Source organism: Micromonospora sp. NPDC050495 (genome assembly GCF_040655175.1).
GTDB lineage: Bacteria > Actinomycetota > Actinomycetes > Mycobacteriales > Micromonosporaceae > Micromonospora.
This window is the reverse complement of record NZ_JBFAJK010000002.1, coordinates 411,713-438,702: the sequence shown is the minus strand read 5'-3', so window position 1 is coordinate 438,702 and position 26,990 is coordinate 411,713. Positions and strand designations below refer to the sequence as shown.

The 26,990-nt window shown below is 75.2% G+C and carries 23 protein-coding genes; 17 read left to right on the top strand and 6 right to left on the bottom strand.

The window, feature by feature from the left end; translation table 11 throughout:
- Positions 1-63: 63 nt before the first annotated feature.
- From AB0I11_RS05060 to AB0I11_RS04990, 15 genes are all read left to right on the top strand, one after another.
- A complete protein-coding gene (locus AB0I11_RS05060; protein ID WP_357313304.1) occupies positions 64-3,822 on the top strand; it encodes a hypothetical protein in 3,759 nt (1,252 codons plus the stop codon).
- Positions 3,823-4,359, top strand: a complete 537-nt coding sequence (locus AB0I11_RS05055) for an SUKH-4 family immunity protein (RefSeq protein ID WP_357313301.1) — start codon at positions 3,823-3,825, stop codon at positions 4,357-4,359.
- Positions 4,360-4,493: 134 nt separating this feature from the next.
- Positions 4,494-6,029, top strand: coding sequence for a phage tail sheath subtilisin-like domain-containing protein (locus tag AB0I11_RS05050; protein ID WP_357313298.1), 1,536 nt, complete (start codon positions 4,494-4,496; stop codon positions 6,027-6,029).
- Between the two features lie 24 nt (positions 6,030-6,053).
- Positions 6,054-6,497 (top strand): phage tail protein, encoded by a 444-nt coding sequence (locus AB0I11_RS05045; protein ID WP_046571933.1) that lies wholly within the window; start codon positions 6,054-6,056, stop codon positions 6,495-6,497.
- A gap of 4 nt (positions 6,498-6,501) precedes the next feature.
- On the top strand, positions 6,502-6,951 hold the full coding sequence (locus AB0I11_RS05040) for a hypothetical protein (RefSeq protein ID WP_357313293.1): 450 nt from the start codon (positions 6,502-6,504) through the stop codon (positions 6,949-6,951).
- The gene (locus tag AB0I11_RS05035; RefSeq protein WP_156313290.1) at positions 6,948-7,106 is read left to right on the top strand and encodes a DUF6760 family protein; all 159 of its coding nucleotides are present in this window, start codon (positions 6,948-6,950) and stop codon (positions 7,104-7,106) included. Before AB0I11_RS05040 ends, AB0I11_RS05035 begins: the two co-directional genes overlap by 4 nt.
- Positions 7,107-7,143: 37 nt before the next feature.
- Positions 7,144-9,690, top strand: a complete 2,547-nt coding sequence (locus tag AB0I11_RS05030; RefSeq protein ID WP_357313289.1) for a hypothetical protein — start codon at positions 7,144-7,146, stop codon at positions 9,688-9,690.
- Between the two features lie 56 nt (positions 9,691-9,746).
- Positions 9,747-10,184: a phage tail protein gene (locus AB0I11_RS05025; RefSeq protein ID WP_357313286.1), complete on the top strand. Its 438-nt coding sequence runs from the start codon at positions 9,747-9,749 to the stop codon at positions 10,182-10,184.
- A 29-nt stretch (positions 10,185-10,213) separates the two neighbouring features.
- Entirely contained in the window at positions 10,214-10,984 is a 771-nt protein-coding gene (locus AB0I11_RS05020) for a LysM peptidoglycan-binding domain-containing protein (protein ID WP_046564919.1), read from the top strand.
- Entirely contained in the window at positions 10,974-12,809 is a 1,836-nt protein-coding gene (locus AB0I11_RS05015; RefSeq protein ID WP_357313280.1) for a VgrG-related protein, read from the top strand. Before AB0I11_RS05020 ends, AB0I11_RS05015 begins: the two co-directional genes overlap by 11 nt.
- Positions 12,810-12,835: 26 nt before the next feature.
- Positions 12,836-13,117, top strand: coding sequence for a PAAR domain-containing protein (locus AB0I11_RS05010; RefSeq protein WP_357313277.1), 282 nt, complete (start codon positions 12,836-12,838; stop codon positions 13,115-13,117).
- Between the two features lie 5 nt (positions 13,118-13,122).
- A complete protein-coding gene (locus AB0I11_RS05005; RefSeq protein ID WP_046564914.1) occupies positions 13,123-13,533 on the top strand; it encodes a GPW/gp25 family protein in 411 nt (136 codons plus the stop codon).
- Positions 13,533-15,485, top strand: coding sequence for a putative baseplate assembly protein (locus AB0I11_RS05000; RefSeq protein WP_357313271.1), 1,953 nt, complete (start codon positions 13,533-13,535; stop codon positions 15,483-15,485). Before AB0I11_RS05005 ends, AB0I11_RS05000 begins: the two co-directional genes overlap by 1 nt.
- A gap of 28 nt (positions 15,486-15,513) precedes the next feature.
- Positions 15,514-16,038, top strand: coding sequence for a phage tail protein (locus AB0I11_RS04995; RefSeq protein WP_357313268.1), 525 nt, complete (start codon positions 15,514-15,516; stop codon positions 16,036-16,038).
- The gene (locus tag AB0I11_RS04990; RefSeq protein ID WP_357313264.1) at positions 16,035-17,354 is read left to right on the top strand and encodes a zinc-ribbon domain-containing protein; all 1,320 of its coding nucleotides are present in this window, start codon (positions 16,035-16,037) and stop codon (positions 17,352-17,354) included. Before AB0I11_RS04995 ends, AB0I11_RS04990 begins: the two co-directional genes overlap by 4 nt.
- Here the strand turns inward: AB0I11_RS04990 and AB0I11_RS04985 are convergent.
- Together AB0I11_RS04985 and AB0I11_RS04980 are read right to left on the bottom strand one after the other, a co-directional pair.
- Positions 17,269-20,151, bottom strand: coding sequence for a BTAD domain-containing putative transcriptional regulator (locus AB0I11_RS04985; protein ID WP_357313262.1), 2,883 nt, complete (start codon positions 20,149-20,151; stop codon positions 17,269-17,271). The genes AB0I11_RS04990 and AB0I11_RS04985 overlap by 86 nt on opposite strands.
- A gap of 300 nt (positions 20,152-20,451) precedes the next feature.
- The gene (locus AB0I11_RS04980) at positions 20,452-21,222 is read right to left on the bottom strand and encodes an NAD-dependent protein deacylase (RefSeq protein WP_357313259.1); all 771 of its coding nucleotides are present in this window, start codon (positions 21,220-21,222) and stop codon (positions 20,452-20,454) included.
- 278 nt (positions 21,223-21,500) lie between these two features.
- Between AB0I11_RS04980 and AB0I11_RS04975 the strand changes: the two genes are divergently transcribed.
- Both AB0I11_RS04975 and AB0I11_RS04970 read left to right on the top strand, forming a co-directional pair.
- The gene (locus AB0I11_RS04975; RefSeq protein ID WP_357313256.1) at positions 21,501-22,601 is read left to right on the top strand and encodes an L-dopachrome tautomerase-related protein; all 1,101 of its coding nucleotides are present in this window, start codon (positions 21,501-21,503) and stop codon (positions 22,599-22,601) included.
- Positions 22,602-22,694: 93 nt separating this feature from the next.
- Complete coding sequence (locus AB0I11_RS04970; RefSeq protein WP_156312997.1) at positions 22,695-22,853, top strand: hypothetical protein; 159 nt, start codon at positions 22,695-22,697, stop codon at positions 22,851-22,853.
- Between the two features lie 160 nt (positions 22,854-23,013).
- Here AB0I11_RS04970 and AB0I11_RS04965 read toward each other — a convergent pair whose 3' ends face one another.
- From AB0I11_RS04965 to fabG, 4 genes are read right to left on the bottom strand one after another with little or no spacing between them, the layout of a single operon-like run.
- Entirely contained in the window at positions 23,014-24,561 is a 1,548-nt protein-coding gene (locus tag AB0I11_RS04965; protein WP_357313253.1) for a long-chain fatty acid--CoA ligase, read from the bottom strand.
- Positions 24,558-25,022: a MaoC family dehydratase gene (locus AB0I11_RS04960; protein ID WP_357313249.1), complete on the bottom strand. Its 465-nt coding sequence runs from the start codon at positions 25,020-25,022 to the stop codon at positions 24,558-24,560. The genes AB0I11_RS04965 and AB0I11_RS04960 overlap by 4 nt, the downstream gene beginning before the upstream one ends.
- Positions 25,019-26,191 carry an acyl-CoA dehydrogenase family protein gene (locus AB0I11_RS04955; RefSeq protein WP_357313245.1) on the bottom strand — a complete coding sequence of 391 codons (1,173 nt, stop codon included), beginning with the start codon at positions 26,189-26,191 and terminating at the stop codon, positions 25,019-25,021. Before AB0I11_RS04955 ends, AB0I11_RS04960 begins: the two co-directional genes overlap by 4 nt.
- A 32-nt stretch (positions 26,192-26,223) precedes the next feature.
- Positions 26,224-26,982: a 3-oxoacyl-ACP reductase FabG gene (gene fabG, locus AB0I11_RS04950; RefSeq protein WP_357313240.1), complete on the bottom strand. Its 759-nt coding sequence runs from the start codon at positions 26,980-26,982 to the stop codon at positions 26,224-26,226.
- Positions 26,983-26,990: the final 8 nt, after the last annotated feature.

Here is a 26,990-nt window from a genome sequence, read left to right as displayed (position 1 = left end):
GCGACCTGGGCGTCGGCGAATCGTTGGGCCACTGGTGGACCCGCCCCGACCGGGAGGTGTGAGGTGAAGGCACCGGCCGAGGAGCGGGGCGGCACCCCGCACCGCGCGGCGCCCGCCCCGCCACGCGCGGCCGTCGACGCCGAAGCCGCCACCGGCGTACGCGAGCCGGCCGAGCGACCACTGAGCCGCGCCGCCGTGCAGCGGTTGCAGGCGGGGGCCGGCAACCGGGCCGTGGCGGCGCTGGTCGCCCAACGGCGGGCCACCGCCCCGCGTACCCCCGCCGCGAAGCGGCCCGCCTCCGGCGCCGGCCGTGCCGCCGCCGGGTCCGTGCAGCGCTCCGCCGCCCCGACCGCCGCGGCGAGCGGGCCGACCACCGCCGGCCCCGCCTCCGCGCCCGTCACCGTCCCCGCCGGACCGGACCTCGGCGGGCCGGCGGCCCCCGTACAGCGGCTGGCCACCGAAGCGGGCCCGGTGCAGCGGCCGGGGCCGGCGGCGGACCCGAAGTTCGCGGCGCTGAAGGCCGACGTGCGGGGCAAGCAGAAGCTGCTCGCCGCCCACCCGCCGGCCCGATCGGAGGCGGCGAAGGCGCAGGGCGCGGCGAAGCCCCCGCAGGACGACAAGGAGGCCCAGGGCAAGGCGGCCAACGCGGAGAAGATGAACGCCGCGAAGCCGGGCGAGTTCGACAAGGCGGCCTTCGTCCGGGCGGTCAACGAGGCCATCGCGGCCCAGGCGCCGAAGAACCTCGACGAGGCCGACAAGTTCGGCGGGTCGGGGAAGGCCGAGGCGGTCAAGGGGCAGGTGCAGGGCCAGGTCACCGACGGCAAGAAGGCGTCGGCCGGTCCCATCGAGACCACCACCAAGGCGCCCCCGGACACCTCGAAGGCGGTCGAGAAGCCGGTCACCCCGCTGACCGCCGACAAGCCGCCCGGCACGCCCGGCACGCCGGACCCGGCGAAGGCCGTACCGGACAAGGCGCCGCCGGAGGCGACGGACTTCTCGGCCGGGCCGAAGCAGGTCGACCAGCAGATGGCCGACGCCCAGGTCACGGAGGAGCAGCTGGCCCGCTCGAACGAGCCGGAGTTCACCGGGGCGCTGAAGGAGAAGAGCGCGGTCGAACAGCACGCCGCGACCGCGCCGGGGCAGGTACGCGCCGCCGAGGCGCGGACCCTGAACGGGGCGAAGGCGGCGGCCGGCGCGGCCGGCGCGGCCGCGATGACCGCGCTCGCCACCCAGCGCGGGAAGGCGGGACAGTCCGTCGGGGCGGGCAAGGAACAGGCGAAGTCCGCCGACGAGGCCCGGCGGGCCGCGGTGACGGCCACCCTGCAGAAGGTCTTCGACGCCACCAAGAAGGACGTCGAGGACATCCTCTCCGGCCTGGACAAGAAGGTCGACGAGAAGTTCACCACGGGCGAGAAGGCGGCGCGGGACGCGTTCACCGCCGAGCACCAGCGGCGGATGGACGAGTACAAGGACAGGCGGTACTCGGGCCTGCTGGGCAAGGGCCGGTGGCTGAAGGACAAGTTCGCCGGCCTGCCCGAGGAGGCCAACCAGATCTTCGTCACCGCCCGCAAGGGCTACGTCGACCGGATGCAGCAGGTGATCTCCGGCGTCGCGGACCTGATCGGGGCGGAGCTGACCCGGGCCAAGCAGCGCATCGCGGCCGGCCGGGAGCAGTTGCAGGCCGAGGTGAAGAAGCTCCCGGCCGACCTGCGGGCGATCGGTCAGGAGGCGGCCGGGGAGTTCTCCGGCAAGTTCGACGACCTCACCGAATCGGTGAACAACAAGGGCACCGAGCTGGTGCAGACCCTCGCCACGAAGTACAACGAGGCACTCTCGGCGGTCGACGAGGAGATCGCCGCCGAGAAGGAGAAGAACAAGGGCCTGGTCGCCAAGGCGGTCGACGCCGTGGCCGGAGTGATCAAGACGATCCTCCAACTCAAGGACATGCTGCTGGGCGTGCTGGCCAAGGCCGCCCAGGCGGTCATGGCCATCATCAAGGATCCGATCGGGTTCCTCGGCAACCTGGTCAGCGCCGTCGGTGCCGGCCTGCGTGGGTTCCTGGCCAACATCGGCGAGCACCTGAAGAAGGGCCTGGTCGGTTGGCTCACCGGGGCGATGGCCGGGGCCGGGCTGGAACTGCCCGCGAAGTTCGACCTGCGCGGCATCGTCATGATGATCGGCTCGCTGCTCGGCCTCACCTGGGCCACCATCCGCGGCCGGATCGTGCAGAAGGGCGTGCCCGAGCCGGCGATGGGCGCCGTCGAGCAGTCCGTGCCGCTGGTGCAGAAGGTGCAGGCGCAGGGGCTCGGGGGGCTGTGGGAGGAGATCCAGGAGAAGGTCGGCGACCTCAAGGCCAACCTCTTCTCGAAGATCAGCGAGTACCTGATCCCGACCATCCTGATGGCCGGCATCACCTGGATCATCTCGCTGCTCAACCCGGCGTCCGCGTTCGTCCGCGCGGTCAAGATGATCATCGACTTCGTCTCGTTCATCGTCAACCAGGGCGCGCAGATCCTCGAGTTCGTCAACTCCGTCCTCGACGCGATCGTCGCGATCGCCGGTGGCGGCGCGGGCGGGGTGCCGGCGCTGATCGAGAAGGCGCTGGCCCGCTCGGTGCCGGTGCTGATCGGGGCGCTCGCGGCGATCCTCGGCATCGGCGGGATCGCCGAGAAGGTCAAGAAGTTCTTCCAGGCGCTCAGCCGGCCGGTGATGAAGGCCGTGGACTGGGTGGTCGGGAAGATCGTCGGGCTGGGCAAGAAGCTCTGGGCGAAGCTGCGCGACCGCCGGGGTGGCCGGGCGGCCGGGGGTGAGCCGACCACCGCGCGGGAGAAGGAACGCGTCGCGCGGCAGGCCGCCGACGACGGGTACCGGGCGATCACCCAGGTGCCGGTCAGCCAGGTCCCGGGCGCCCTCGACGCGGTCTACGCCCGGTGGCAGGGCCGGGGGGTCAAGCGGCTCGAGGTGGTGCCGCTGGGCAACCACGAGTTCACCGTCGAGGCCAGCGTCAACCCGACCACCCGGTCGCAGAAGAAGGCGTCGGTGGACGTCCCGGTGCCGCCGGAGGAGCTGCGGGTGGAGCAGGTGACCGCGACGAGCTTCGCCTCCAGCACCACCGCGGCCAGCGGCAGCTTCAGCGCCGACTCCCCCGCCGAACTCACCGCGATCCTCAGCAGCGGCGCCAGCCAGCGGGACCTGGCGCTCACCGACAGCCAGCAGGGCGCGCACGCCGAGGAGCAGGTGGCCAACCACTTCCACGGCAGCTGGGAGCGGCGGCGCAACGAGATCGTCGCCGCCCTGGCGGCCCGGCGGCGACGGACCGACATCCCGCTCTTCGAACACGTCCGCATGCTGATGAACGTCAGCAAGAGCAGCTGCATCAACTGCGCCAGCTACATCGCCCGGTTCACCCGGGAGCTGCGCGGATCGTCCTCCTCGGTGCGGGTGGCGATGAAGTTCGCCTCGCTCTACAAGGGCGCCCAGGAGGTGCCCAAGTCGAACATGGACGACCACGGCGAGCTGATCCGGCTCTTCGTGGAGCAGGGACAGCTCAAGGGCACCAACCGGCTCGGCCGGCTGTGGGGGCGGATGTCGGTCTTCGGCAACCGGTCGGAACGGGTCACCGAGGTGTCCGGCACGTACAACGCGGGCAAGGCCGGCGTCGCGATCCTGCGCGACGCGGGCATCGAGGTCGACGTGCTCGACGAGGACGACGTCCGGGGCCGGGGGACCCCCGAGCAGCGCACCATCCTGGAACGCCGCAACACCCGGCTCAAGGCGGCGCTCGACGAGGTCGACGAGAAGCTGAAGGTGAGGAAGGGCTAGGTGTTGAAGCGCCGCGAGTTGGAGAGCTGGTTCCCCGACGACGAGATCGTGACCGTCCCGGAGGACGTGGTACCCGCCGGGATCACCGACCCGGACACCCGACGGACGCTCAGCGAGGTGGGCATCCCCGAGTCGTTCCTGGAGGTGCTGGAGATCGACTTCGACCTGCCGGAACGGATCCGGACGGTCGGCCAGGTCTACCGGGCCCTCGAGGAGCCGGTCCCCGACGGCGTCGACGACCTCTACCTGCTGGGCAACGCCGGCCAGGCCATGCTGGCCGTGGACGGGCGGACCGGCGCGGTGCGGCAGGTGCACCGCTCCTTCGGCTCCCGCCCCATGGCGAGCAGCCTCGAGGCGTTCGTCCGGCTGCTGGCCGCGGTGGCCGGCGAGGTCCGCCGCCGCAGCCGCCGCGAGCTGGCCGACCGGCTGCCGGACAAACTGCCCGGCTGGCTGCGCGAGCTGGACCCGCCGTCCGCGCCGGCGGCGGAGCCGGCCTGGTCGGCCTTCCTCGCCGACGTGGCCGCCAACGCCGAGTGACCCGGGTGCCCGCCCCGGCACCGGCGCTGCCCCTACGGGCAGGCAACCCTTCCCGATCACGCGTCCGCCCGGACGTGTGACCGGGCCCGGGTACGCGGGAGGCTCGTCTCGACCCTGAGGGACGAGGAGGCGTGATGCCCAACTACCTGGCGCCGGGCGTGTACGTCGAGGAGGTGGAGTCCGGCTCCCGCCCGATCGAGGGCGTCGGCACGGCGGTCGCCGCCTTCGTCGGCTTCGCCGCGCAAGGGCCGTTCAACACCCCGACCCTGGTGACCAACTGGAGCCAGTATTCGCAGATCTTCGGCGAGTTCGCCCCGGACTGCTACCTGGGCCACGCCGTCTACGGGTACTTCATGCAGGGCGGCGGCGCGGCGTACATCGTGCGGGTCGGCGGCGACCGGGCCAGCGACGAGGCCCTGCCGCCGGCGCCCGAGCCGACCGCGATCCTGGGCACCTACCGGGTGGTCGCCCGCGCGCTGCCCGAGGGCACCCCCGAGGACCTGACCGTCGAGGTCGCCGATCCACCGGAGGGTGCCGGCGACGACCGGTTCAACCTGGTGGTCAAGCGGGGCGGGCAGGTCGTCGAGACGTTCGAGTCGGTGACCACCAAGCGCGGCAAGGAGAACGTGGTCGCCGTGGTCCGGGAACGGTCCAAGCTGATCACCATCGAGGAGGCGGCACCGACCGGGCAGCTCGCCCGGCCGCGCGGCGGCGAGGTCGCGCTGAGCGCCGCCCCGCCCACCGTGAGCGCGCCGGAGAACGTCTCCGCCGACGAGTACGTCGGCGACGCGGCGGAGCGGACCGGCTTCGGCGGCCTGGAGGCGGTCGACGAGGTGACCATGGTCGCGGTGCCCGACCTGATGGGTGCCTACCAGCGCGGCGCGATCGACCTCGAGTCGGTGAAGGCGGTGCAGTCGGCGATGATCGCCCACTGCGAGCTGATGGGTGACCGGATGGCCGTCCTGGACCCGCCGCCCGGCCTGTCGCCGCAGCAGGTCAAGGAGTGGCGCACCGACCAGGCCGGGTACGACTCGAAGTACGCCACCCTCTACTACCCGTGGATCAAGGTGTTCGACCCGGTGACCGGCACCAACCGGTTCATGCCGCCGTCGGGGCACCTGGCCGGGGTCTGGGCGCGCAACGACGGCACGCGGGGCGTGCACAAGGCCCCCGCCAACGAGGTGATCCGGGGCGCGGTGGCGCTGGAGACCCAGCTGACGCGCACCGAGCAGGAGCTGCTCAACCCGCTCGGGATCAACTGCATCCGGGCCTTCCCGGGCCGGGGCATCCTGGTCTGGGGCGCGCGCACCCTCTCCTCCGACCCGGCCTGGCGCTACCTGAACGTCCGCCGGCTCTTCAACTACCTGGAGGAGTCGATCCTGAACGGCACCCAGTGGGTGGTCTTCGAGCCCAACGACGACATGCTCTGGGCGCGCATCCGGCGCACCATCAGCGCGTTCCTGGTCAACGAGTGGCGGCGGGGGGCGCTGTTCGGGCTCACCCCGGACGAGGCGTTCTTCGTCAAGTGCGACCGGGAGACCAATCCCGCCGAGAGCATCGACGCCGGCCAGGTGGTGTGCCAGATCGGCGTGGCGCCGGTCAAGCCCGCCGAGTTCGTGATCTTCCAGCTGGCCCAGATGTCCGGTGGCACCAGCCTGGTCAACGAGTAGTCCCCGTAGCGTGAGGAGGCAGTCGTGCCGCTCCCCGATTTCGACTCCGCCGTCGGCCACTCGTTCGGCCTGGAGGTGGACAGCATCGTCATCCGGCAGATCACCGAGGTGACCGGCCTGAAGATGGAGCAGGACGTCATCGAGTACAAGTCGAACACGGCGGACGGCAAGTTCGTGGTGCGCAAGGCGCCCGGCGCGCCGAAGGCCGGCGAGGTCACCCTCACCCGGGGTCTGACCTCCGACAACAGCTTCGAAAAGTGGATCAAGGACTGCCGGTTCGGCAAGATGGGCGACGCCCGCAAGGGCGGCGCGATCATCGTCTTCGACTACGAGGGCATGCCGATCAAGCGGTACAAGCTCACCAACGCGTGGGCGAAGAGCCTGGAGATCAGCTCGCTCAAGGCCGGCGACACCAGCGTGCTCACCGAGAAGCTCGTGGTGACGTACGAGGCGATGGAGGTCGAGTAGTCCGATGCGCCGCACCTCGTCCCTCGTCCCGCCGCCCGGCCCGGAGCAGGCCGAGGCACCGGCCGTCGCCCCTCGGCGCGAGACGCTGCGTACGGAGTTCCCGTTCGAGCTGCCCCGCGGGTACGTCGACGGGGCCGGCACGGTGCACCGGGACGGGGTGATGCGGCTGGCCACGGCCCGGGACGAGCTGGTGCCGCTGCGCGACGACCGGGTACGCGAGAACCCGCCGTACCTGACCGTGGTGCTGCTCAGCCGGGTGATCACCCGGATCGGCACGGTGGTGGACGTGCATCCCGGCGTGGTGGAGGACCTGTTCGCCTCCGACCTCGCGTTCCTGCAGGACATGTACCGACGGATCAACAGCGAGGGCCACACCCGGGCCAGCGTGGTCTGTCCCGAGTGCCGGCACCGGTTCGCGGTCGACCTCGCCGGTGGTCGCCTGGGGGAATCGTGACGTACGCGGCCGACCGCATCTATGCCGAGGTCGCGTACGTCGCCTACCACCTCCACTGGTCACTCGAGGAGATCCTCGACCTGGAACACGGCGAACGGCTGCGATACGTGGCCGAGATCGCCAGCATCAACACCCGGATCAGTCAGGGACGGTGACCCGATGTGGCCGTGGCGCCGGCGATCGCAGCGGACCGTGCAACGGTCCGCCGCCGACGCGACCCCCGGTCCGGCCTCGGTGGGACCCGGCGCCGCAGCGCCCCCGGAGCCGGCCGGCGCGGCCGGCCGCAGTGAGCCGCCCGCCTGGCAGGCACTGCCGCCGATCCAGCGGGTCACCCCGACGGAGCCACGGCTGAACCTGCCGGAGACGTTCACCGGCGCGCTGACCGCCTGGCGAGATCCGTCCTACCTGGCCCCCCTCGGTCACCTCGTCGGCGCGGCCGAGCCGTCGGGGGTGCTGCACGACGCCGCCCTGCCCGCCCCGGAGCCGCGCCGGCCCGAGCCGGAGCCGGCCGCACGCCCGTCCCCCGACGTCGCGACGCCGCTGCCGCTCGCCACCCCGCCGGCGCGGGGCGGCCGGCTCGCCACGCCGGTGCAACGACGGGTCGGCGACCTGCCGACCCCCGGCCTGCCGTCGGCGGAGACCGGTGCCGGACCGGCCCTGGCCGGGCCGGACGGGCCAGCACCGGCGGGTGCCCTGCCGTCGGCCCGGCCGGTGGCGCTGGAACCCGTGCCGGTCAGCCGGCTGGTGACCGCTCCGCCGCCCGCCGTGGAGCTGCACCTGCCCACCGTCGACGCCCCGGTGTGCGCCGCGGAGCCGCCCGCCGAGCCGGTCCCCGGGCCGGCCGGCCCGGCGGAGCCGGCCGACCCGCCGGCGGCACCCACCCTGGGCCAGGACCTCCCGCCGGCCGGCCTGCCGGGACCGGCCGGCGGCGGCGACGTGACCGGACCGGCGGCCGGGGTCACGGCACCGGCCACCGCCGGACCGTCCACCGTCGACCTGCCCGTGCAGCGCCTTCCGGGGGAGGCGGCGCGGCCACACCGCCGGCTCGGTCTCGGCGAGCCGATCGTGTCTCCCCTGCCCGGCCCGACACCGTCCGCGACCGGGCCCACGGACATCCCGACGGCGCAGCGCGCCCTCGACGGTGCGGCGGGCCCACGCCACCCGCCCGCCCCGGTCGACGCCGCGATGGCCGCGCGGGTGCCGCCGACCGACACCGCCCTCCCCCTCGCCCAACGGACCCCGGCCGACACCGCTCAACGGACCCCGGCCGACACCGCCCAGCGGACGCCGGAGGGCACCGCTCAGCGGACGCCGGAGGGCACCGGCCCGGCCGCGATCACCGGGCCGGCCGACGGGCCCGGTGATCCGGCCGGTGCCGTCGGCTCCGCGCCGGACCTCGATGCCCGCACCGACCCCGGCGCCGCCGTCGCCGGCCCGCACGACGCCGGCAGTGCGGCAGCGGCGGCCACTTCCGCCCCGGCGGACCAGTTGGCCGGGCTGGTCGGCGACACCTCCGTCGCCCGCCTACCGGCCGACGCCCCCGCCGAACCCGGGCCCCGGACCGGCCCGCCGGCCGCCGGCGACCTGCCGGTGACCGGCCCGGCACCCGGCGGGTCAGCGCCGTCCGGCGACGCCGCCGGCCCGCCATCGCCAACCGCGCCGGGGACCGGCGTCCCGGTCCAGACGTACCTGCCACCGGACGCCGGGGCCCCCACCGGTGCCCGGGTCGCGCCGCTGCTCTCCACCGGCGGCGGACCTGCCGGCAGCGGTGTCGACCCCGGCCGGGCGGCGCGCCCGGCCGCGCCCGGCGACCTCGGGTCGGCCGGCCCCGACCTGCCGGTGGTGTCCCGGCTGGAAGGCCCCGGCGCGGCGGCCCGGGACGCCGGGGCCGGACCCGCCGGCCAGCCGGTCACACCGGGCGATCCACCGGCCGACGGCACGCCGTTCCCCGGCCACGACGAGGCTGCGCCCGGACCGGACGGCGCGGAGCCGGGCACGGCGGCGCTGGTCGGTGGCTACGGCGAGCCCACCGGCACCCCCGGCGACCCGACCGGCGGCAGCGAGCCGTCCGCCGCCGCCCCGCTCCCGGTGGTGGCTCGGCTGGTCGGCGACCGCCCGCTGCGGCCGTTGACCGGGGAGGTGCCCGACCTGAGCGGGCCGGTGGCCCCGCCGCCGGTGCAGCGGGTGTCCTGGCAGCACGAGTCCGTCGCGGCGCCCGTCGCCGTGCCGGCGCCGTCACCCGATCCGCAGGGCCTGGCGCCGACCCACCACGACCTGCCTACCGTCGCCGGTCAGCCCGGCGCGACCGGCCCGCTCGGCACCGGCGCGGGCCACGGTCCGCTGCCCGTGCAGCGGTGGGTCGGCGCCCTGCCCGGCACCACCGCCAACCCGGGTGGGGGCGGCCCGTCGGCGACGTACCCGGGCGGCGGCGGGATTCCGCCGGCGTACCCGGGCGGGGCCGGCATCCCCCTGGCGTACCCGGGCGGGCCGGCGGACCCGGCCCGGACCGACCCGGGTGAGCGGGCCGTGCAGCGGGCCGAGACGGTCGAGCCACCGCCGGCGGACCCGCCGGCCGGGCCGGCGGCCGCACCGGCCGCCACCGCTCCCCTGCCCGGCACGGCCGCCGGGGCCGAGCCGGAGGAGCTGCTGAAGAAGTTGTACGACCCGCTGCTGCGCCGGCTGAAGACCGAGCTGCGCCTGGACCGGGAGCGGCACGGGGTCCTCGGCGGACCGGGCTGACCGGGGCCGACCCAGCTACCGAACAGTTACCAGCGCCGACCGATCAGGAGGGGTGGATGGCCAAGGACGAGGTCGCCGTCGCGATCGCCTTCGTCGTCAAGATCGACGATCAGGATCTCGGCGCGTTCAACACCTGTGACGGGCTGGGCTGCGAGGTCGTGGTCGAGCAGCGCGAGGAGGGCGGCAACAACGGGCACATCTGGCAGCTGCCCACCCGGATGAAGTTCTCCAACGTCAAGCTCTCCCGGCCGGTCACCGCGGACAGCACCAAGCTGATGCGCTGGTTCGGTGGCATGGCCAACGGGATCACCCGCAAGACCGCCACGATCGAGGCCCGCACCCTGGAGGGCACCGTCATCGCCCGGTGGGGGCTGCTCGACGTCATCCCGGTGAAGTGGACCGGGCCGCAGCTCAGCCCGGACAACCCGAAGGTCGCCGTGGAGACCTTGGAACTGGCCCACCACGGCTTCTTCGGCCCCGGAACGGGCGGCTGAGCCATGCGCGAGCAGAGCGAGGTGGCGGCGTGACGGCCTCCCCGGTCACCTTCACCGCCGCCGGCAGCCCGGCCGGCCGGGGCGGCGGCCCACCGCCGCAGCTCACCCACGCGTACCTGCAACTGCACGAACCGCCGCGCAACGGCGGCACGGCGTCCCCCGGGCCGAAGCTGGGCCAGATCCCGTTCCAGTTCAACCCGAAGGAGCTGGCGCTGACCAAGACCGCCAAGTGGAAGCGGGACGCGCAGCGCAACGCCAAGAAGAGCGGCGTGCCCGAGTTCACCGGCTCGGACCCGTGCAAGCTGAGCCTGGAGATGTTCTTCGACGCCACCGACACCATGGACAGCTCGGTGGTGAAGCGGGTGGAGGAGCTGTTCGCCTGCTGCGTGCCGACCGACGCGAGCCGCCAGCAGAAGAAGGGCTCCCCGCCGTGGGTGGTGTTCCACTGGGGCGGCATGGTGGGCTTCCCGTCCTTCGTGTCCAGCGTCAGCGCCAAGTACACCCTGTTCACCCCCGGTGGCACCCCGGTGCGGGCGCTCTGCACGGTCACCCTCGAGGAGATCTCCGGCGAGCAGCCGGGGCAGAACCCGACCTCCGGCGCGCTCGCCGCCCGGGACATCCACGTCGTCGTGGCCGGGGACACCCTGCACTCGGTGGCCTACCAGGCGTACGGGCGGGCCGGGCTGTGGCGGCAGATCGCCGAGGCCAACGACATCGACGACCCGATGCGGCTGCGGCCCGGCACCGCGCTGCTGGTGCCCGCCCCCGAAGAGCTGACGGGTGGTGCCCGTGGCCAATGAGCAGTTCGCCAACGCCCTCCTCGTCGAGGTGGGCGGCAGCCCGCTGCCCGCCGAGATCGCGTCGCTGCTGACGTACGCGGCGGTGGACGACAGCCGCAACCTGCCCGACCGGTTCGTGCTGCGCTACCGCGACCCGGACCGCAGCGTGCTGGCCAAGGGCGGGTTCGCCATCGGCGTACCGGTGCGGCTGACCGTGCAGACCTCCGACCCGGGCGGTCCCGCGCCGCTGCTGCGCGGCGAGGTCACCGCCCTGGAGTGCGAGCTGGACGCGACCGGCACGTTCACCGAGGTCCGCGGCCTCGACCTGGCCCACCGGCTGCTGCGCGGGCGGCGGGTCGCCGCGTACCCGGGAATGAGCGTGCCGGACATCGTGCGGAAGGTGGCCCAGCGGGCCGGGCTGAAGGCGGGCCGGATCGACCCGGTGGCCGGCATCGGCGGCGAGCCGGAGGCGCAGCTGAGCCAGGACAACGTCAGCGACTGGGCCTTCCTGCACCGGCTCGCCGAGCTGGTCGGCGCGCAGGTGACGGTCCGCGACGGCGAGCTGCACCTGCGGATGCCCGAGCCACCCACCGGCGCCCCGGACCCGTCCGCGCGGGCCAGCCAGGACCCGCTGGTGCTCGAGGTCAACCGGAACCTGATCGCGCTTCGGGCCGGGGTGACCGCGACCGCCCAGGTGCCCGAGGTGGGCGCCCGGGGCTGGGACCCGGCCACCAAGCGGGCGGTCAGCGCGACCGCCACCCCGACCGTGCCGGGCGCCGACGGGATCGGCGTCGACCCGGCCGAGCTGGGACGGAAGCTCGGCAGCCCGGCGTACCTGGTGGCCGACCCGACGCTGGGCACGGACGCGGCGGTCCGGACGGTGGCCGGCGCGCTCGCCGGCGACCTCGGCGGCGGGTGCGCCGAGATCGAGGGGGTGGCCAAGGGCAACGCCCGGCTGCGCGCGGGCGCCGCGGTCGCGCTGGCGAACGTCGGTGCGCCGTTCCAGGGCCGGTACGTGCTGACCAGCACCCGGCACGTGTTCAGCGAACAGGCCGGCTACACCACGGCGTTCACCGTCTCCGGCCGGTCCGACCGCTCGCTCTACGGCCTGGCCGCCGGCGGGTCCGCCGCCGAGCCCGCCGGTCGGGGCCTGGTCCCGGCCGTGGTCAGCGACGTGAAGGACCCGAAGAAACTGGGCCGGGTCCGGCTCACCCTGCCCTGGCTGGACGGGACGTACACCACCGGTTGGGCGCGGGTCGTGCAGCCGGGGGCGGGCGCGGACCGGGGCACGGTGCTGCTGCCGGAGGTGGGTGACGAGGTGCTGGTCGGCTTCACCGGCGGCAACCTCGACGCCGCGTACGTACTGGGCGGGCTGCACAACGGCACCGACGCGCCGCCGAAGCTGGACACCGACCCGGTGGACGCCGGCACCGGCCGGATCGCCGCCCGGGCGCTGGTGTCCCGCACCGGGCACCGGCTGGAGCTGCTGGAGGCCGGCAGCGGCCCGGACGGCATCCTGCTCGCCACCGGGGACCGCAAGTTCACCCTGCGGCTGGACCGCACCGGCCGCCAGATCGAGATCGTCAGCGACGGCAAGGTGAGCGTCCAGGCCCGGGACGGGATCACCCTGGACGCCGGCACCGGCCCGCTGGAACTGGCCGGCCAGCGGGTCACCGTCACGTCGAAGAGCGACGTCGGGATCGAGGGCCAGGGCCGGGTGAGCGTACGCGGCACCGGCGGCGTGGCCGTGGAGGGCGCCACCGTGAAGGTCGCCGGCCAGGGCGGCGCCGAGCTGACCGCCAGCGGCCCGGTGACGGTCCGCGGCGCGGTCGTGCGGATCAACTGAGACACCGGTGACGAAGGGAGAGAGCCGTGCCACCAGCCGCTCGCGTCGGTGACCCGACCGCCCACCCGGGGACGGTCGGCGGTCCCGGGGTGCCCACCGTCCTCATCGGCGGGCAGCCCGCCGCGACCGTCGGCACACTGCACGCCTGCTCCTTCCCCGGCACCCCGCCGCATCCGCCGTCGCCCCTGCTGCCACCGGGCTGCCCGACGGTGCTGATCGGTGGCCGGCCCGCCGCCCGGCTGGGCGACCTCGCCGGCTGCGGCGCCCCGATCCTCGCCGGCTGCCCGACCGTGCTGATCGGAGGTTGACCGGCATGGCCACGGACTTCATCGGCGCCGGCTGGGCGTTCCCGCTGCGCACCGACCCGACCGGCGGGGTCGCCCTGGTGCGCGGCGACCGCGAGGTGGTGGAGAGCATTCGGCTGATCCTCGGCACCGCCCCCGGCGAGCGGCCCGGCCGACCCGAGTTCGGCTGCGCCATCCACGAGCTGGCGTTCGCCCCGGCCGACCCGTCCACCGCCGGTCAGGTCGCCTACCAGGTGCGGCTGGCGCTGGAACGGTGGGAGCCGCGGATCGAGCTGGACGACGTGCTGGTCGACTTCGCCGACGCGGACCGCGGCACCCTGCACATCGACATCCGCTACCGGCTGCGCCAGGACAACGACCCCCGCAACCTGGTCTTCCCGTTCTACGTCATCCCCGCGCACGATCCCGGAGCCGAGTGATGGCCCTGCCCGCGCCCCACCTCGACGACCGCCGGTTCCAGGACCTGGTCGACGACGCCAAACGCCTGGTGCAGCGGCGCTGCCCGGAGTGGACCGACCACAACGTCTCGGACCCGGGGGTCACCCTCATCGAGACGTTCGCCTACCTGGTCGACCAGCTCCTCTACCGGCTCAACCGGGTGCCCGACCGGCACTACGTGAAGTTCCTCGACCTGCTCGGCATCACCCCGTTCCCGCCCGCGGTGGCCTCGACCGACGTGACGTTCTGGCTGTCCGCGCCGCGCGAGGCGGCCGTGGTGGTGCCGGCCCGCACGCACGTGGCGACCGTGCGGGCCGAGAACGTCGAGCCGGTGACCTTCGAGACGTTGCGCGAGCTCACCGTGCCGCCGTGCCGGCTGGTCCGGGTGCTGACCGTGCCGGCCGGCGGGCAGCCCACCGACCGGACCGGCGAGCTGGGCGGCCCGGACCGGGTGCCGGCGTTCGCCGATCCGCCGGCGGCCGGCGACGCCGTGCTGTTCGGGCTGGACACGGCGGTGCCCGGCTGCGTGGTGCTGCTCACCATGGACTGGGCGGTCGCCGGCCGTGGCGTGGACCCGACGAACCCGCCGCTGGTCTGGGAGGCGTGGACCGACGACGGCTGGGTGCCGTGCCCGGTCGAGCGGGACACCACCGGCGCGCTGAACCGGGCCGGTGAGGTGGTCCTGCACGTACCGGCCGGCCACACCGCGTCGGCGGTCGCCCGGCACCGCGCCGGCTGGCTGCGCTGCCGGCTGCGCGAGCCCGCCGCCGGGCAGCCGTTCTTCCACGCCCCGCCCCGGCTGGGCCGGGCCGAGGCGGCCACCGTGGGCGGGACGGTCGAGGCCTGCCACGCCGAGCTGATCGCCGGGGAGACCGTCGGCGCGGCCGAAGGGGTGCCGGGCCAGCGGTTCACCGTGCAGCGCGCCCCGATCGTCGCCGCCGACGGCACGATCGAGATCGAGGTCGGCACCGCCGAGGGCTGGCAGACCTGGCGGGAGGTGCCGAGCTTCGCCGACTCCGGGCCGGAGGACCGGCACGTCTGCGTGGACCGGGCCGGCGGCGAGATCCGCTTCGGGCCGGCCGTGCGGCAACCCGACGGCACGGTCCGGGGGTACGGGGCGGTGCCGCCGAAGGGCGCGGTGGTGCGGATCCCGGCGTACCGGACGGGCGGGGGCCGGCAGGGCAACGTGGCGGCCCGGTCGTTGACCGTGCTGCGCGACCCGGTGCCGTTCGTCTCCACGGTGACGAACCGGGCCGCCGCCACCGGCGGGGTGGACGGCGAGTCGCTGGCCGAGACGTCGGTACGCGGGCCGTTGACCCTGCGGACCCGGGAGCGGGCGGTCACCGCCGAGGACTACGAGCAGTTGGCCCGGCAGGCCGCGCCGGAGGTGCTGCGGGTGCGGTGCGTACCGGCCGGCGACGGCTCGACCGCGGTGCGGGTGCTGGTGGTGCCGGCGCTGGGCGAGCACCGGGACAGCGACGACGACGCGGCCCGGTTCGCCGCGCTGCGGCCCCGCGAGGAGACCCTGGAGCGGATCCGGGCCTTCCTCGACGTACGCCGCTGCGTCGGCGCCCGGGTGCTGGTGGAGCCGCCCTTCTACCAGGGGGTGACGGTGGTGGCGCAGGTCCGGGCCCGGTCCCGGTCCGGGTCCACCGCGGACCTGCGCCGCCGGGCGCTGCGCGCGCTCTACGACTACCTGGATCCGGTCCGGGGTGGACCGGAGGGCACCGGGTGGCCGTTCGGCCGGCCGGTGCAGTCGGGCGAGCTGCACGCCGTGCTCCAGCGGGTGGCCGGCATCGACCTGGTGGAGGACGTCCGGTTGTTCGGCGCGGACCCGACCACCGGGGACCGGGGCGAGGCCGTGCAGCGCATCGAGCTGGACGTCAGCGCCCTCGCCTTCTCCTACGGCCACCAGGTGCGGGTCACCTCGTGAGCCGGGGCGCCGAGGTCAGGAGGGGATGATGCGGGGTTCCGTGCCGGGGCTGGTCAGCCCGCACCCGATCGGGCAGCAGTTGCCCGCCATGTACCTGGAGGACGACTTCGCCCAACGGTTCACCGCCGGGCTGGACGAGGTGCTGGCCCCGATCCTGCTCACCCTCGACTGCCTCGACACCTACTTCGACCTCGAGCTGGCCCCGCCGGACTTCCTCGACTGGCTGGCCGGCTGGGTGGCCGCGCCGGTGGACGGGGACCGGTCGCCGGACGTCCGCCGGGACCTGGTCCGGCACGCCGTCGAGGTGCACCGCTGGCGGGGTACGGCCCGGGGGATGGTGCTGGCCCTGCGGGTCGCCGCCGGGGTGGCGGCCGAGGTCACCGACAGCGGCGGGGTGACCTGTTCGGCGACGCCGACCGACGCGCCGCCGCCCGACGAGACGCCGGAGGTGCGGGTACGGATCCGCGGGGAGGCCGACGAGGCGCTGGTCCGCCACGTCCTGGCCGCCGCCGTGCCGGCCCACGTCCGGGTGATCCTGGAGGCAGCCCAATGATCATCTGCGCCGAGTGCGGGGCCAGCAACGGCGACGCCGACCAGTTCTGCGGCACCTGCGGCGAGTTCCTGCGCTGGGACGCCGGTGACCCGCCGTCGGGCGGCCGGTCCACCGGGGCCGACCGCCCGGGACCGGGCCCGGGGACCGGCGACCGGTCGGGGACGGCCACCGACGTCGAGGGGCGCCCGGCCGACGGCCGGGCCGGGAACGGGCCGGCGGACGATGCGGACGCCGACCGGCGGCCGAAGCGCGACCCGCGCGCCGGCGGGCGGACCGAGGACGTCGCGACCAACGCCGGGACCACCGCCGCGACCAGCGCCGGGACCGCCGCCGCGACCACCGCCGCGACCAGCGCCGGGACCAGCGCCGGGGCGGCCGCCGGGATCAGCGCCGGGGCGGCCGCGCGGACGGGACCGGAGGCAGGCCGGGCCGTGGCGGCGCCGGACGGGACCGACCCGGATCCGGGCGGGCGAGCACCGGCTCCCCGGCAGCCCGGCGCGCCGGACCGGCGCGCCGAGCCGACCGACGCCGCGCCCGTGCCGGTGGCGCCGGCCGACGGTCCGACCGCGCCGCCGCCCCGGCTGGTCTGCCCGTCCTGCGCGGCCGAGAACGCGCCCGGCCGGCGGTTCTGCCGTGCCTGCGGCGCCGAACTGGTCGCCGCCGCCGGGCCCGCCGCCCCGCGACGCACCTGGTGGCAGCGCTGCTGGGACCGGCTGCGTCGCCGGTCGCCGGAACGCCGCTCGCTGCGCGAGCAGCGCCGCGCCGCCGGGGCGGCCCGGCGGACCCTGCTGATCGTGCTGACGCTCTGCCTGGTCGGGGTCCTGGCCATCGCCGGGCCGCCGCTGGTGCGCCGCGCCATCGAGGCGGTGCGCGACCGCACCCAGGACCCGACGCCGCTGGTGCCCGCGGCGGTGGTGGCGTCGTCCGAGGCGCCGGGGGCGACCGCGGGCCGGCTGACCGACGGGGCGAACAACCGGTACTGGGCGCCGAACGGGGTGGCCCGGGGCGCCTGGGTGGAGGGCCGGTTCGCCGAGCCGGTCCGGCTGCTCACCGTGGTGATCACGCCGGGCGTCAGCCCGCGGCGGCAGGCCTTCCTGGCCGCCGGGCGGCCGCGCGGGCTCACCGTGATCGCCGTCGGCCCGGACGGCCGGCAGGAGAAGACCGACATCGAGCTGCGCGACGAGCCCGGGGAGCAGCACTTCGACGTGCCGGCCGCGAAGGTGGTGCGGATCAGGTTGGTGGTCCGCTCGACGTACGGGCCTGGACTGCTTCCGTCCGTGGCGATCGGGGAAGCGGAATTCTTCGGTCGACGCTGATCGGGGCGGCGGCGACCACGGCCGGGTCCAGCCCGAGGGAGACGAGCACGTCGGCGTAGCGGCGGCGGGCGTGCTCCGCGGCGGCCGCGTTGCCCGCCCGGTCGTGCGCGGCGATCAGCAGCCGCCAGCCGGCGTCGTGGCAGGGGTCGATCTCGACGCAGCGGGCCGCCATCGCCACCGCCGGCCCGGCCGTCGCGCCGCTCAGGGCCGCCTCGGCGAGGCGGGCCGCCGCGTCGGCCGCCTGCCGGCGCAGCGCCTCCCGCTCGGCGACCACCCATTCCGCCGGGCCGTCCTCCGGCAGCAGCTCGCCGGTGTACGCGGCCACCACCACCCGCAGGTCGTCCAGCGCCTCCGGATCCTGCGGCGAGGCCCGCCGGGCGGCGCGTTCCACCGCCCGCCGGAACTCCCGCACGTCGCACCAGGCGTCGGCCGGCAGGGCCAGCAGGTACGCGTCCCCGTCGCGGTGCAGCAGCGTCTCCCCGCCGCCGGCCGGCAGGTGGGTGTCGAGGAACCGGCGCAGGCTGGACAGGGCCACATGCAGGGTGCGGGTCGCCGTGCCGGGGTCGGTGTCCGGCCAGAGCGCGTCGAGCAGCCGGTCGCGGTGCACCGGCCCGGCGTACATGGCGAGGATCCGGGCGACCGCGCGGGCCCGGGGGCGCAGCGGCGACCAGTTCAGCGGCTCACCGTCCAGGCAGACCTGGAAACCGCCGAAGCAGCGTACGGTCAGCCGGGCCGTGCCGGCCGTGGCGGGTGACGGCTGGGGCTCGGCGGCGGTCCAGGCGGTCACCGCCGCCCGGGGCAGCCCGGCCTGCTCGGCGACGGCGTGCACGGCGGAGAGCGCGGCGGCCCGGCCCGGCCCGGTGGGCGTACCGGCGGCCAGGGCGAGCACCCGGGCGCCCGGGGCGCCGGCGGCCCGGGCGGTGCTCTCCGCCCGGCGTACCTCGACGTCGGCGTCGGGCAGCCGGGCCCGCACGGCGGCCAGCGCGAGCAGCGACTGGGCCCAGGCGGCGAGCACTCCGGCGTCCGCCTCCCGGGCCCGGTCGAGCAACCGGCCGGCCTCCTCCGGATCGGGGCCGCCGCGCAACGACCGGGACAGCGCGGCGCACCCCGCGGCGAGCAGGGCGCCCCACCGGTCGCCGAGCCGGTCGCACTCCTCCACCACGGCGGCCGCCTCCTTGAGGTCGGCGTCGGCGCCGGCCAGGGACGGTACGGCCCGGGCGACCCGGGCGAGCCACGGCAGGCCGGCCCGGTCCGCCTCCAGGCCGACGGCGCCGACCGTGGCCGCCCCGTGCGGGTCCCCGGCGGCCAGCGCGACGGCGGCGCGCAACAGCCGGCAGGCCACGCCGACCGGACCGTCGGCGGCGGCGGCGCGGTCGAGCACCCGCACCGCCTCCACGGCGTGGCCGGCGAGCAGCAGCGCGCCGGCGCGCACCAGGGTCGCGCCGGCGCCGGCCAGCCGGTCCGCCTCGCCCACGACGACCATCGGGTGCCGGCGGGTGGCGGTCCGCAACCAGCCGGACCAGTGGCCGCGCCAGTGCGGGCCGTCCGGCAGCCAGGGGGTGACGTCGGCGCGCAGCGCGCGGCAGCGGGACCCGCCCGGTCCGGCGCCGAACATCTGCTCGGCCCGGCGCAGCAGCGGCACCGCGGCGGCGAGCTGGCCCTCGTTGATGCGGTGCTGTGCGTCGGCGAGGACCAGCCACGGGTCCTCCGCGATGAACCAGCCGGGCAGCAGGTCGGTCCACGGGTCGAGGCCCCGCACGGCGACCGCGGCACCGGCCGCGTCGAGCAGCCGGTGCACCTCGGACCACTGCTGGGCGCGGGCGAAGCAGCGGGCCGCCTCCAGGGCCACGCCCTCATCGGCGAGCAGCCGGCCGGCGCGGGCGTGCCACTCCCGCGCCTCGGCCTCCCCCAGCTCCTCGACCAGCGCCGCGGCCAGGTGCGCGCGCAGCACCTCGTGGTAGGCGAAGGACCGGCCACCGTCGTGGGTGACGGTGAACGCGTGCCGGCGCTCCAACTCCTCCAACGCGGCCTGGCCGTCGCCGCCGCCGAGCAGGCGGTCACAGCGTTCGGCGGTGAGCACCTCGAAGACGCAGGTGCGGACGAGGAACCGGCGCAGCGCCGGAGCCAGCTCGGCCAGGACCGTCCGGGTGAGATAGTCCCGGGACAGCGCCGAGCGTTTGGCCAGCGCGGCGACGGCCCGCCGACGGTCGGGCAGCGGCTGGCCCCGGGTGGAGAGGTAGTAGAGCTTCAGCCCGGCCGCCCACCCGCCGAGCCGGCGGGTCAGGGCCGCGACGTCGTCGGCGGGCAGTGGCTCGCGGTAGACGTCACGCAGCAGCCGTTCGACCTCCCAGGCGCGGAAGCGCAACTGTTCGGCGTCGATCACGACGCTGTCGGAGAACTCGTGCCGGGCCAGGATCGGCGCCGGGGCGCGGCGGGTGCCGATCAGCACGCGTACGCCCTCGCGGGTGAGCGCGTGCGCGCGGTCCAGCAGCACGGACTCCCCCGGGGTGCCCTCGATCAGGTGCAGGTCGTCGACGACCAGCAGCCCACCGGGGCCGTCGAGCAGGGTGGCGGCCATCCGCTCCAGCACCCGGAGCGGGTCGGCGTCCGACGGCACGGTGCGCAGCCAGGACATCGGCCCGGTGACGCTGCCCGCGTACTGGGCGAGCAGGGTGGTCTTGCCCGCGCCGGCGGGCGCCACGACCAGACCGAGCGACCTCGGTCGGACGTCCAGCGCGGCGAGCAGGCGCGACCGGACGAGGCTCAAAGACGGGTTGCGGGCCGTCTCCGTCGGCATCAGGCACCTCCCCCGGAGCCGACGTCCATCGAACAGTGTGCTGTGACGGGGACACCGCTCATCGTAGTCATCGAAGCACGTTCACAACCGTCGGTGATTACACACATACGACGAGACGTCAGACGATTGACGAATGCCGATCGGAGCGCATCAGGTGGCCGCCCGGCGCCGGGCGGCGCCGGCGTTGCGGGACACCGGGGCGTCGGGCGGCGCCGGCGTTGCGGGGCGTCGGGCGGTGGCGGCGTTGCGGGGCACGCGGCGGGCTTCGTACCGGCCGGGCCGGGCGGATCGCCGGGCGGGTCAGCGCTGGCCCGCGTCACCCCAGGCGGTGGCGACCAGGGCGGGGAGCACCTCGGCGGCCGGGGCGCGCAGGTTCACCGCGGCGACCGCGTCCAGCGGCGTACGGTCCGGGTTGACCTGGATGACCGAGCCGCCGAGGCGGGCCGCGACCAGGGGAATCTCCGCGGCCGGGTGGACCAGGCCGGAGGTGCCGACGGTCAGCAGCACGTCGCAGTCGGACGCGGCGTCGACCGCCGCCGCGAGCGCGTCCCGCGGCAGCGCCTCGCCGAACCAGACGACGCCGGGGCGGACCGCGCCCGCGCAGCGCGCGCAGCGGGGTGGCGGCAGCCGGCGGCCGTCGGCCGGCTCCGGGGCCCCGTCCGGCACCGGCGCCGGGTGGTCGCAGGCCGAGCAGCGCGGCGCGAACAGGCTGCCGTGCAGGTGGAGCGGGGCGCGCGAACCGGCCCGCTCGTGCAGGTCGTCCACGTTCTGGGTGATCAGGACCGTCGGCACGCGAGCCTCGATCGTGGCCACGGCGCGGTGTCCCGGGTGCGGCTCGGCGCGCCGGACAAGCTGGCGTCGCCACTCGTACCAGCCCCAGACCAGGGCCGGGTCGGCGTCGAACGCCTCGGGGGTGGCCAGGGCGTGGGCGTCGAACCGCTGCCACAACCCGGTGAGGGCGTCGCGGAACGTCGGCACCCCGCTCTCGGCCGACATGCCGGCACCGGTGAAGACGACCACCCGCCGTGCCCGGCGGAGCAGGTCCGCCGCGTCGCCCTCCGCCGGCCCCATCCCGGTCGTCCCCCTCCCGCCACGCGAGGCCAGCGTACGCCCGCCAGCGCCAGCGCCAGCGCCAGCGCCAGGGCCGGCGTCGGCGCCGGCACCGGCGACGCGGCCGCGCCGGCCGGCGGGGCGATCGGCCGGGTTGGCGAGGGCGGGGCGATCGGCCGGGTTGGGCAGGGGCAGGGCGATCGGCCGGGTTGGTAAGGGGGCCGCAGCGGCGCCGGTGGGCGGGGTTTGCCGGGTCGGGGCCCGGGAAGGACACCCTGTTGTCTCGGGTGGGAGGGCGGATGAACGGGCCGGTCAGCGACGAGTCGGTGGGTGAGCTGGAACTGGTGCACACGTTCGGCGGGGCGATGCCCACCGGGGTGAGCGTGTCGCACACCGGCCGGATCTTCGTCAACTTCCCCAAGTGGGGCGACGAGGTCCCGGCGACGGTGGTCGAGCTGCGCGGCGGCCAGGAGGTGCCGTTCCCGGACCCGGCCTGGAACAGCCCGGCCGGCGACGACGACGCGAACGCGTTCGTGTCGGTGCAGAGCGTCGTCGTGGACCCGGCCGACCGGCTCTGGGTGCTCGACACCGGCAGCCCTCTGTTCCAGCCCACCCGGCCGGGCGGGCCGAAACTGGTCCGCGTCGACCTGGACACCGACACCGTCGGTCAGGTGATCACCTTCCCGGCCGACGTCGCGCTGCCCACGACGTACCTCAACGACGTCCGCTTCGACCTGCGGCGCGGCGACGCGGGGCTGGCCTACATCACCGACTCCGCCGACTCCGGGCCCAACGGCGTCATCGTCGTGGACCTCGCCACCGGCGCGTCCTGGCGGCGGCTGCACGACCACCCGTCCACCAAGGCCGAGCCGGTGCGCACCTTCCGCCCGGTGGTCGAGGGGCGGCCGTTCCTGGAACGCCCGGCGGACGGGCCGGCCAAGCCGGTCGGCATGGGCTCGGACGGCATCGCCATCTCCGCCGACGGGTCCCGGCTGTACTACTGCCCGCTCGCCTCGCGGCGCTGGTACAGCGTCGGCACCGACGCCCTCGCCGACCGCGGCCTCGACGACGACCAGGTGGCCGCCACGGTGGTGGACGAGGGCGACAAGGGCGGCGGCTCGGACGGCCTGGAGACCGACGACTCGGGGGCGCTCTACCTGACCTCGTACGAGCAGAACGCGGTGCTGCGCCGCCGGCCGGACGGCGAGTTCGAGACCGTGGTCCACGACCCGCGGCTACTGTGGCCCGACACCATGTCCGTGGCCGCCGACGGCCACCTGTACGTCACCGCCAACCAGTTGCACCGGCAGGCGAAGTACCAGCGTGGACAGGACCTGCGCCGCCGGCCGTACGCGCTGTTCCGGGTCCGGATCGACGCCGGGCCGGTGCGTTTGCGCTGAGCCGGGCGGCTGTTTGCCGCCGGCCGGCACGGGAAGACGATGCGCCGGTGGGCGTGGGGATCGGCCTCGCGCCACGGATCAGGAGGTGCGGACATGGGTGACCGGAACCGCCTGCACGAATTGCGACAGCAGGCGCACGACAAGGGCATCGAGGGCAACTCCAAGATGACCGAGGAGCAGTTGCGCGACGCGCTGCGCAGGGTCGGCAAGGGTGAGCGGCCGGAGATGGCCAAGCAGCAGGCCCGGCGCTGACCCGGGGGCGCCGGCGCCCCCGGTGCCGGCGCCGCACCCGTCGCCGTACGCCGCTGAGCGCGCCCGGGGCGGCCGGCCGCCCCGGGTGCGGGACGCCGGCCGCCGGGAGCGGAGCCGGCAGCCGCGGGTGTCGTAGCGGACGGCCCAGTGGTTCCGCCGGTCAGTCCGTCGGCGGGGCCAGGGTCCGGCGCAGCTCCCGCTTGAGCACCTTGTGGCTCGGACCGATCGGCAGCGCGTCGACGTAGCGGACCTGCCGGGGGTACTTGTGCCGGCCCAGGTGCTCCCGCGACCAGTCGATCAGCTCCTGCTCGTCGGGCAGGCCGGGGCCGGCCGGATCCGCCACCACCACCGCGCAGACCTCCTCGCCGTGCCGCCGGTCGGGCACGCCGATCACGGCCACCTGGCCGATCGCCGGGTGCCGGGCGAGCACCTCCTCCACCTCGCGCGGGTAGACGTTGAAGCCACCCCGGATGATCATGTCCTTCTTCCGGTCGACGATGGTGATGAACCCGTCGGCGTCCTTGCGGCCCAGGTCGCCGCTGCGGAACCAGCCGTCCACCACCGCCTCCGCGGTCGCCTCGGGCCGCCCCAGGTAGCCGGCGAAGACGTTGTGCCCGCGGATGACGATCTCGCCGAGCTCGCCGGCCGGCAGCAGCTCGATCCGGTCCTCCACCTCCGCACGGGCGATCTCCACCTCCACGCCCCAGACCGGGTGCCCGATGGTGCCGGGGCGGGTGCCGAAGTGCGGCTGGTTGGTGGTCGCGGTGGGTGAGGTCTCGGAGAGCCCGTACCCTTCGAAGATCGTTGTCTGGAACGCGGCGTGGAACCGTTCGAGCACGGCCACCGGCAGCGACGCGCCGCCGGAGATGCAGAGCCGCAGCCGGGGCAGTTCGTCGCGGTCCCGGGCGGCGTCGAGCAGCGCCACGTACATGGTGGGTACGCCGTGGAAGACGTTCACCCCCTCGCACAGCATCAGGTCGATGGCCGCCGGCCCGGTGAACCGGCTCAGCAGCACCAGCGTCGCGCCGATCCGGAAGGTGCCGTTCATCGCCACGGTCTGGCCGAAGCTGTGGAACAGCGGCAGGCAACCGAGCACCACGTCCGTGCTGCGCGCGTCGTTGGCGTCGAAGACGTTGACGGTGGCGTTCATGACCAGGTTGAGGTGGGTGAGCAGGGCGCCCTTGGGCACCCCGGTGGTGCCGCTGGTGTAGAGCACCACCGCCGGATCCTCCGCGGACCGGGTGAGGTACGACGGCAGCGGTGGCAGCGGGCCGCTCAGCTCCTCCAGCCGGGGCGCGACCGCGCCGGCCGCCGCCGGCCCGACGGTCACCAGCGCGACGCCGGCCGCCGCCGCGGCGGCCGCGCCGAGCGCGAGTTGCGAGCTGTGGCAGACCAGCAGCTTCGCGCCGCTGTCGGCCAGCACGTGCACTGCCTCGTCGACGGTGAGCAGCAGGTGCACCGGCACGAGCACCGCGCCGGCGGCGAGGGCGCCGTAGTAGACCCGGGGGAAGTCCACGACGTTCGGGGCCAGCAGGGCCACCCGGTCGCCCGGGCCGATGCCCAGCTCGCGCAGGCCCGCGGCGTAGCTGCGCGCCTCCAGCCACAGCTCCGCGTAGGTGACCCGCTGCTCGCCGTCGACCACGGCGACGGTGTCGGGGTGCCGGCGGGCGGACTCGGCCAGCACCATGGCCAGCGACAGCGCGGTCACCGGGCCGCCCCCCGCAGCAGGCGGCTGACCGTCTCGGCGACGCAGACCGGCTTGCCGCCGGCGTCGCTCTCCACGGTCACCGCGGTGACGACCTGCACGCCGCCGTCCACCGGGGACACGTCGGCGACGGTCGCGGTGGCGCGTACCGCGCTGCCGACCCGGACCGGGGCGGGAAAGCGCACCCGGTTGAGCCCGTAGTTGACTCCCATGGTCACTCCCTCGACCCGGTACAGCCCGCTGACCAGCGCCGGCAGCAGGGACAGGGTCAGGTAGCCGTGCGCGATCGTGCCGCCGAACGGGCCGGCGGCGGCTCGTTGCGGGTCGATGTGGATCCACTGGTGGTCGTCGGTGGCGTCGGCGAACCGGTCGACGCGCTGCTGGTCGATCCGGAGCCAGGGGCCGGGGCCCAGCGTCTCGCCGGTCGCCGCGGCCAGTTCCTCGATGGTGGCGAAGGTCCTCATGCCAGGTGCCCGCCCAGCTTGGTGTAGCCGCGCAGCAGGTCGCGCGAGATGATCAGCCGCTGCATCTCGTCGGTGCCCTCGAAGATGCGGTACAGCCGGACCTGCCGGTACCAGCGCTCGATGGGCAGCTCCCGGGTGTAGCCCATGCCGCCGTGGATCTGCAGGACCCGGTCCACCACCCGGTTGACCATGCCCGCGCCGTAGAGCTTCGCCATCGACGAGGCGTGCCGCGGGTCCAGACCCTGGTCGACGGTCCAGGCGGCGCGCAGGATGAGCCAGCGGGCCGCCTCCAGCTCGGTCTCCGAGTCGGCGATCATCCACTGGATGGCCTGGTTGGTGCCGATCTTCGCGCCGAAGGTCTCCCGGGTGTTGGCGTAGTCGATGGCCATCCGCAGCGCCCGCTCGGCGATGCCGACCGCGTGCGACGGGATGGTGTAGCGCCCCTTGCCGATCCACTCCATGCCGAGGCTGAAGCCCTGCCCCGGCTCGCCGAGGATGTTGCGGTGCGGCACCCGGACGTCCTCGAAGACGAGCGCGGCTGGCCCGCCCTCCCCCATCGTCTGGATGAACTCCGACCGCCAGCCCATCGACCGGTCGACCAGGAAGGCGGTGGCGCCGCCGTTGCGGGCCCCCTTCTCCCGGTCGGTCACCGCGATCACGATGGCGAAGTCGGCCTCGTGGCCGCCGGTGATGAAGGTCTTCTCGCCGTTGAGGATCCAGTCGTCGCCGTCCCGGCGGGCGCTGAGCTTGATGTTGGCCGCGTCGGAGCCGGCGCCCGGCTCGGTGATCGCGAAGCAGCTGCGCCGCTCGCCCTCGATGGTCGGGACGAGGAACTCGCGCTTCTGCTCGTCGTTGGCGTGGAACAGGATGTTGTCCGCCTCGCCACCGAAGCGGAACGGTACGAACGAGCGGCCGAGCTCGGTCCAGATCAGCGACTGGGTGACGGCCGGCAGGTCCATGCCGCCGTACTCCTCCGGGGTGGCCAGCCCCCAGAAGCCGAACTTGCGGGCCTTGAGCTGCAACTCGCGCAGCTCGCTGTGCTCCAGCCCGGGCTGGTGCGCCCGTTCCCGGCGCAGCAGCTCCTGCTCCAGTGGCATCACCTCCCGGGTGATGAAGTCGCGGGCGGTGTCGCGGATCGCCCGCTCGGTGTCGGAAAGCGCGAAGTCCATGTCCCCTCCGGGTGCTGGTCCGCCGGCGCGCCTCAGCGCGCGCCGCCGTTGACGTACAGGGTCTGTCCGCTGACGTACGACGCGTCGTCGCTGGCCAGGAAGGCGATCACCGAGGCGATCTCGGTCGGCTGGGCGACCCGGCGCAGCGGGGTGTGCTCGGCGACCATCCGCTGGTGCTCCTCGGGGCTGCTGCCGACCCGCGTGGCGGTGGCGGCGGTCATCGCGGTGGCCACGTAGCCCGGCGCGACGGCGTTCACCGTGACGTTGTACGGGCCGAGCTCGATGGCGAGGGTGGACGTGAGGCCCTGCACCCCGGCCTTGGCGGCGGCGTAGTTGACCTGGCCCCGGTTGCCGAGGGCGGAGCGGCTGCTCAGGTTGACGATCCGGCCGTAGCGGGCCGCGACCATGTGCTGCTGGGCCGCCTGGCAGCAGAGGAACATGCTGGTCAGGTTGGTGGTGAGCACTGCCTCCCAGTGCGCCAGGGGCATCTTGAACAGCAGGTCGTCGCGGGTGATGCCGGCGTTGTTCACCAGCACGTGCAGCCCGCCGTACGCCTGCACCACCCGGTCGGTCATGGCGGTGACGGCCGCGGGATCGGTCACGTCGCAGCCGATGCCGACGGCCCGGCCGCCGGCCGCGGTGATCTCGGCGGCGACCGCCTGGCTGCGCGCCTCGTCGAGGTCGACCACGGCGACGGCGGCGCCCTCGGCGGCCAGCCGGTGCGCGGTGGCCGCGCCGATGCCCTGCGCGGCGCCGGTGACGACGGCGACCCGGTCGGCGAATCTGGTCACGGGTTCTC

What these genes read in the sequence shown, in the direction of transcription:
- AB0I11_RS05050 (WP_357313298.1), top strand. Translation starts at nt 4,494, where the DNA reads ATGCCCAACTACCTGGCGCCGGGCGTGTACGTCGAGGAGGTGGAGTCC.
- AB0I11_RS05000 (WP_357313271.1), top strand. Translation starts at nt 13,533, where the DNA reads ATGGCCCTGCCCGCGCCCCACCTCGACGACCGCCGGTTCCAGGACCTG.
- AB0I11_RS04970 (WP_156312997.1), top strand. Translation starts at nt 22,695, where the DNA reads ATGGGTGACCGGAACCGCCTGCACGAATTGCGACAGCAGGCGCACGAC.
- AB0I11_RS04960 (WP_357313249.1), bottom strand. Translation starts at nt 25,022, where the DNA reads ATGAGGACCTTCGCCACCATCGAGGAACTGGCCGCGGCGACCGGCGAG.
- AB0I11_RS04980 (WP_357313259.1), bottom strand. Translation starts at nt 21,222, where the DNA reads ATGGGGCCGGCGGAGGGCGACGCGGCGGACCTGCTCCGCCGGGCACGG.
- AB0I11_RS05040 (WP_357313293.1), top strand. Translation starts at nt 6,502, where the DNA reads ATGCGCCGCACCTCGTCCCTCGTCCCGCCGCCCGGCCCGGAGCAGGCC.
- AB0I11_RS05025 (WP_357313286.1), top strand. Translation starts at nt 9,747, where the DNA reads ATGGCCAAGGACGAGGTCGCCGTCGCGATCGCCTTCGTCGTCAAGATC.
- AB0I11_RS04975 (WP_357313256.1), top strand. Translation starts at nt 21,501, where the DNA reads ATGAACGGGCCGGTCAGCGACGAGTCGGTGGGTGAGCTGGAACTGGTG.
- AB0I11_RS04990 (WP_357313264.1), top strand. Translation starts at nt 16,035, where the DNA reads ATGATCATCTGCGCCGAGTGCGGGGCCAGCAACGGCGACGCCGACCAG.
- AB0I11_RS04985 (WP_357313262.1), bottom strand. Translation starts at nt 20,151, where the DNA reads ATGCCGACGGAGACGGCCCGCAACCCGTCTTTGAGCCTCGTCCGGTCG.
- AB0I11_RS04995 (WP_357313268.1), top strand. Translation starts at nt 15,514, where the DNA reads ATGCGGGGTTCCGTGCCGGGGCTGGTCAGCCCGCACCCGATCGGGCAG.
- AB0I11_RS05005 (WP_046564914.1), top strand. Translation starts at nt 13,123, where the DNA reads ATGGCCACGGACTTCATCGGCGCCGGCTGGGCGTTCCCGCTGCGCACC.
- AB0I11_RS04955 (WP_357313245.1), bottom strand. Translation starts at nt 26,191, where the DNA reads ATGGACTTCGCGCTTTCCGACACCGAGCGGGCGATCCGCGACACCGCC.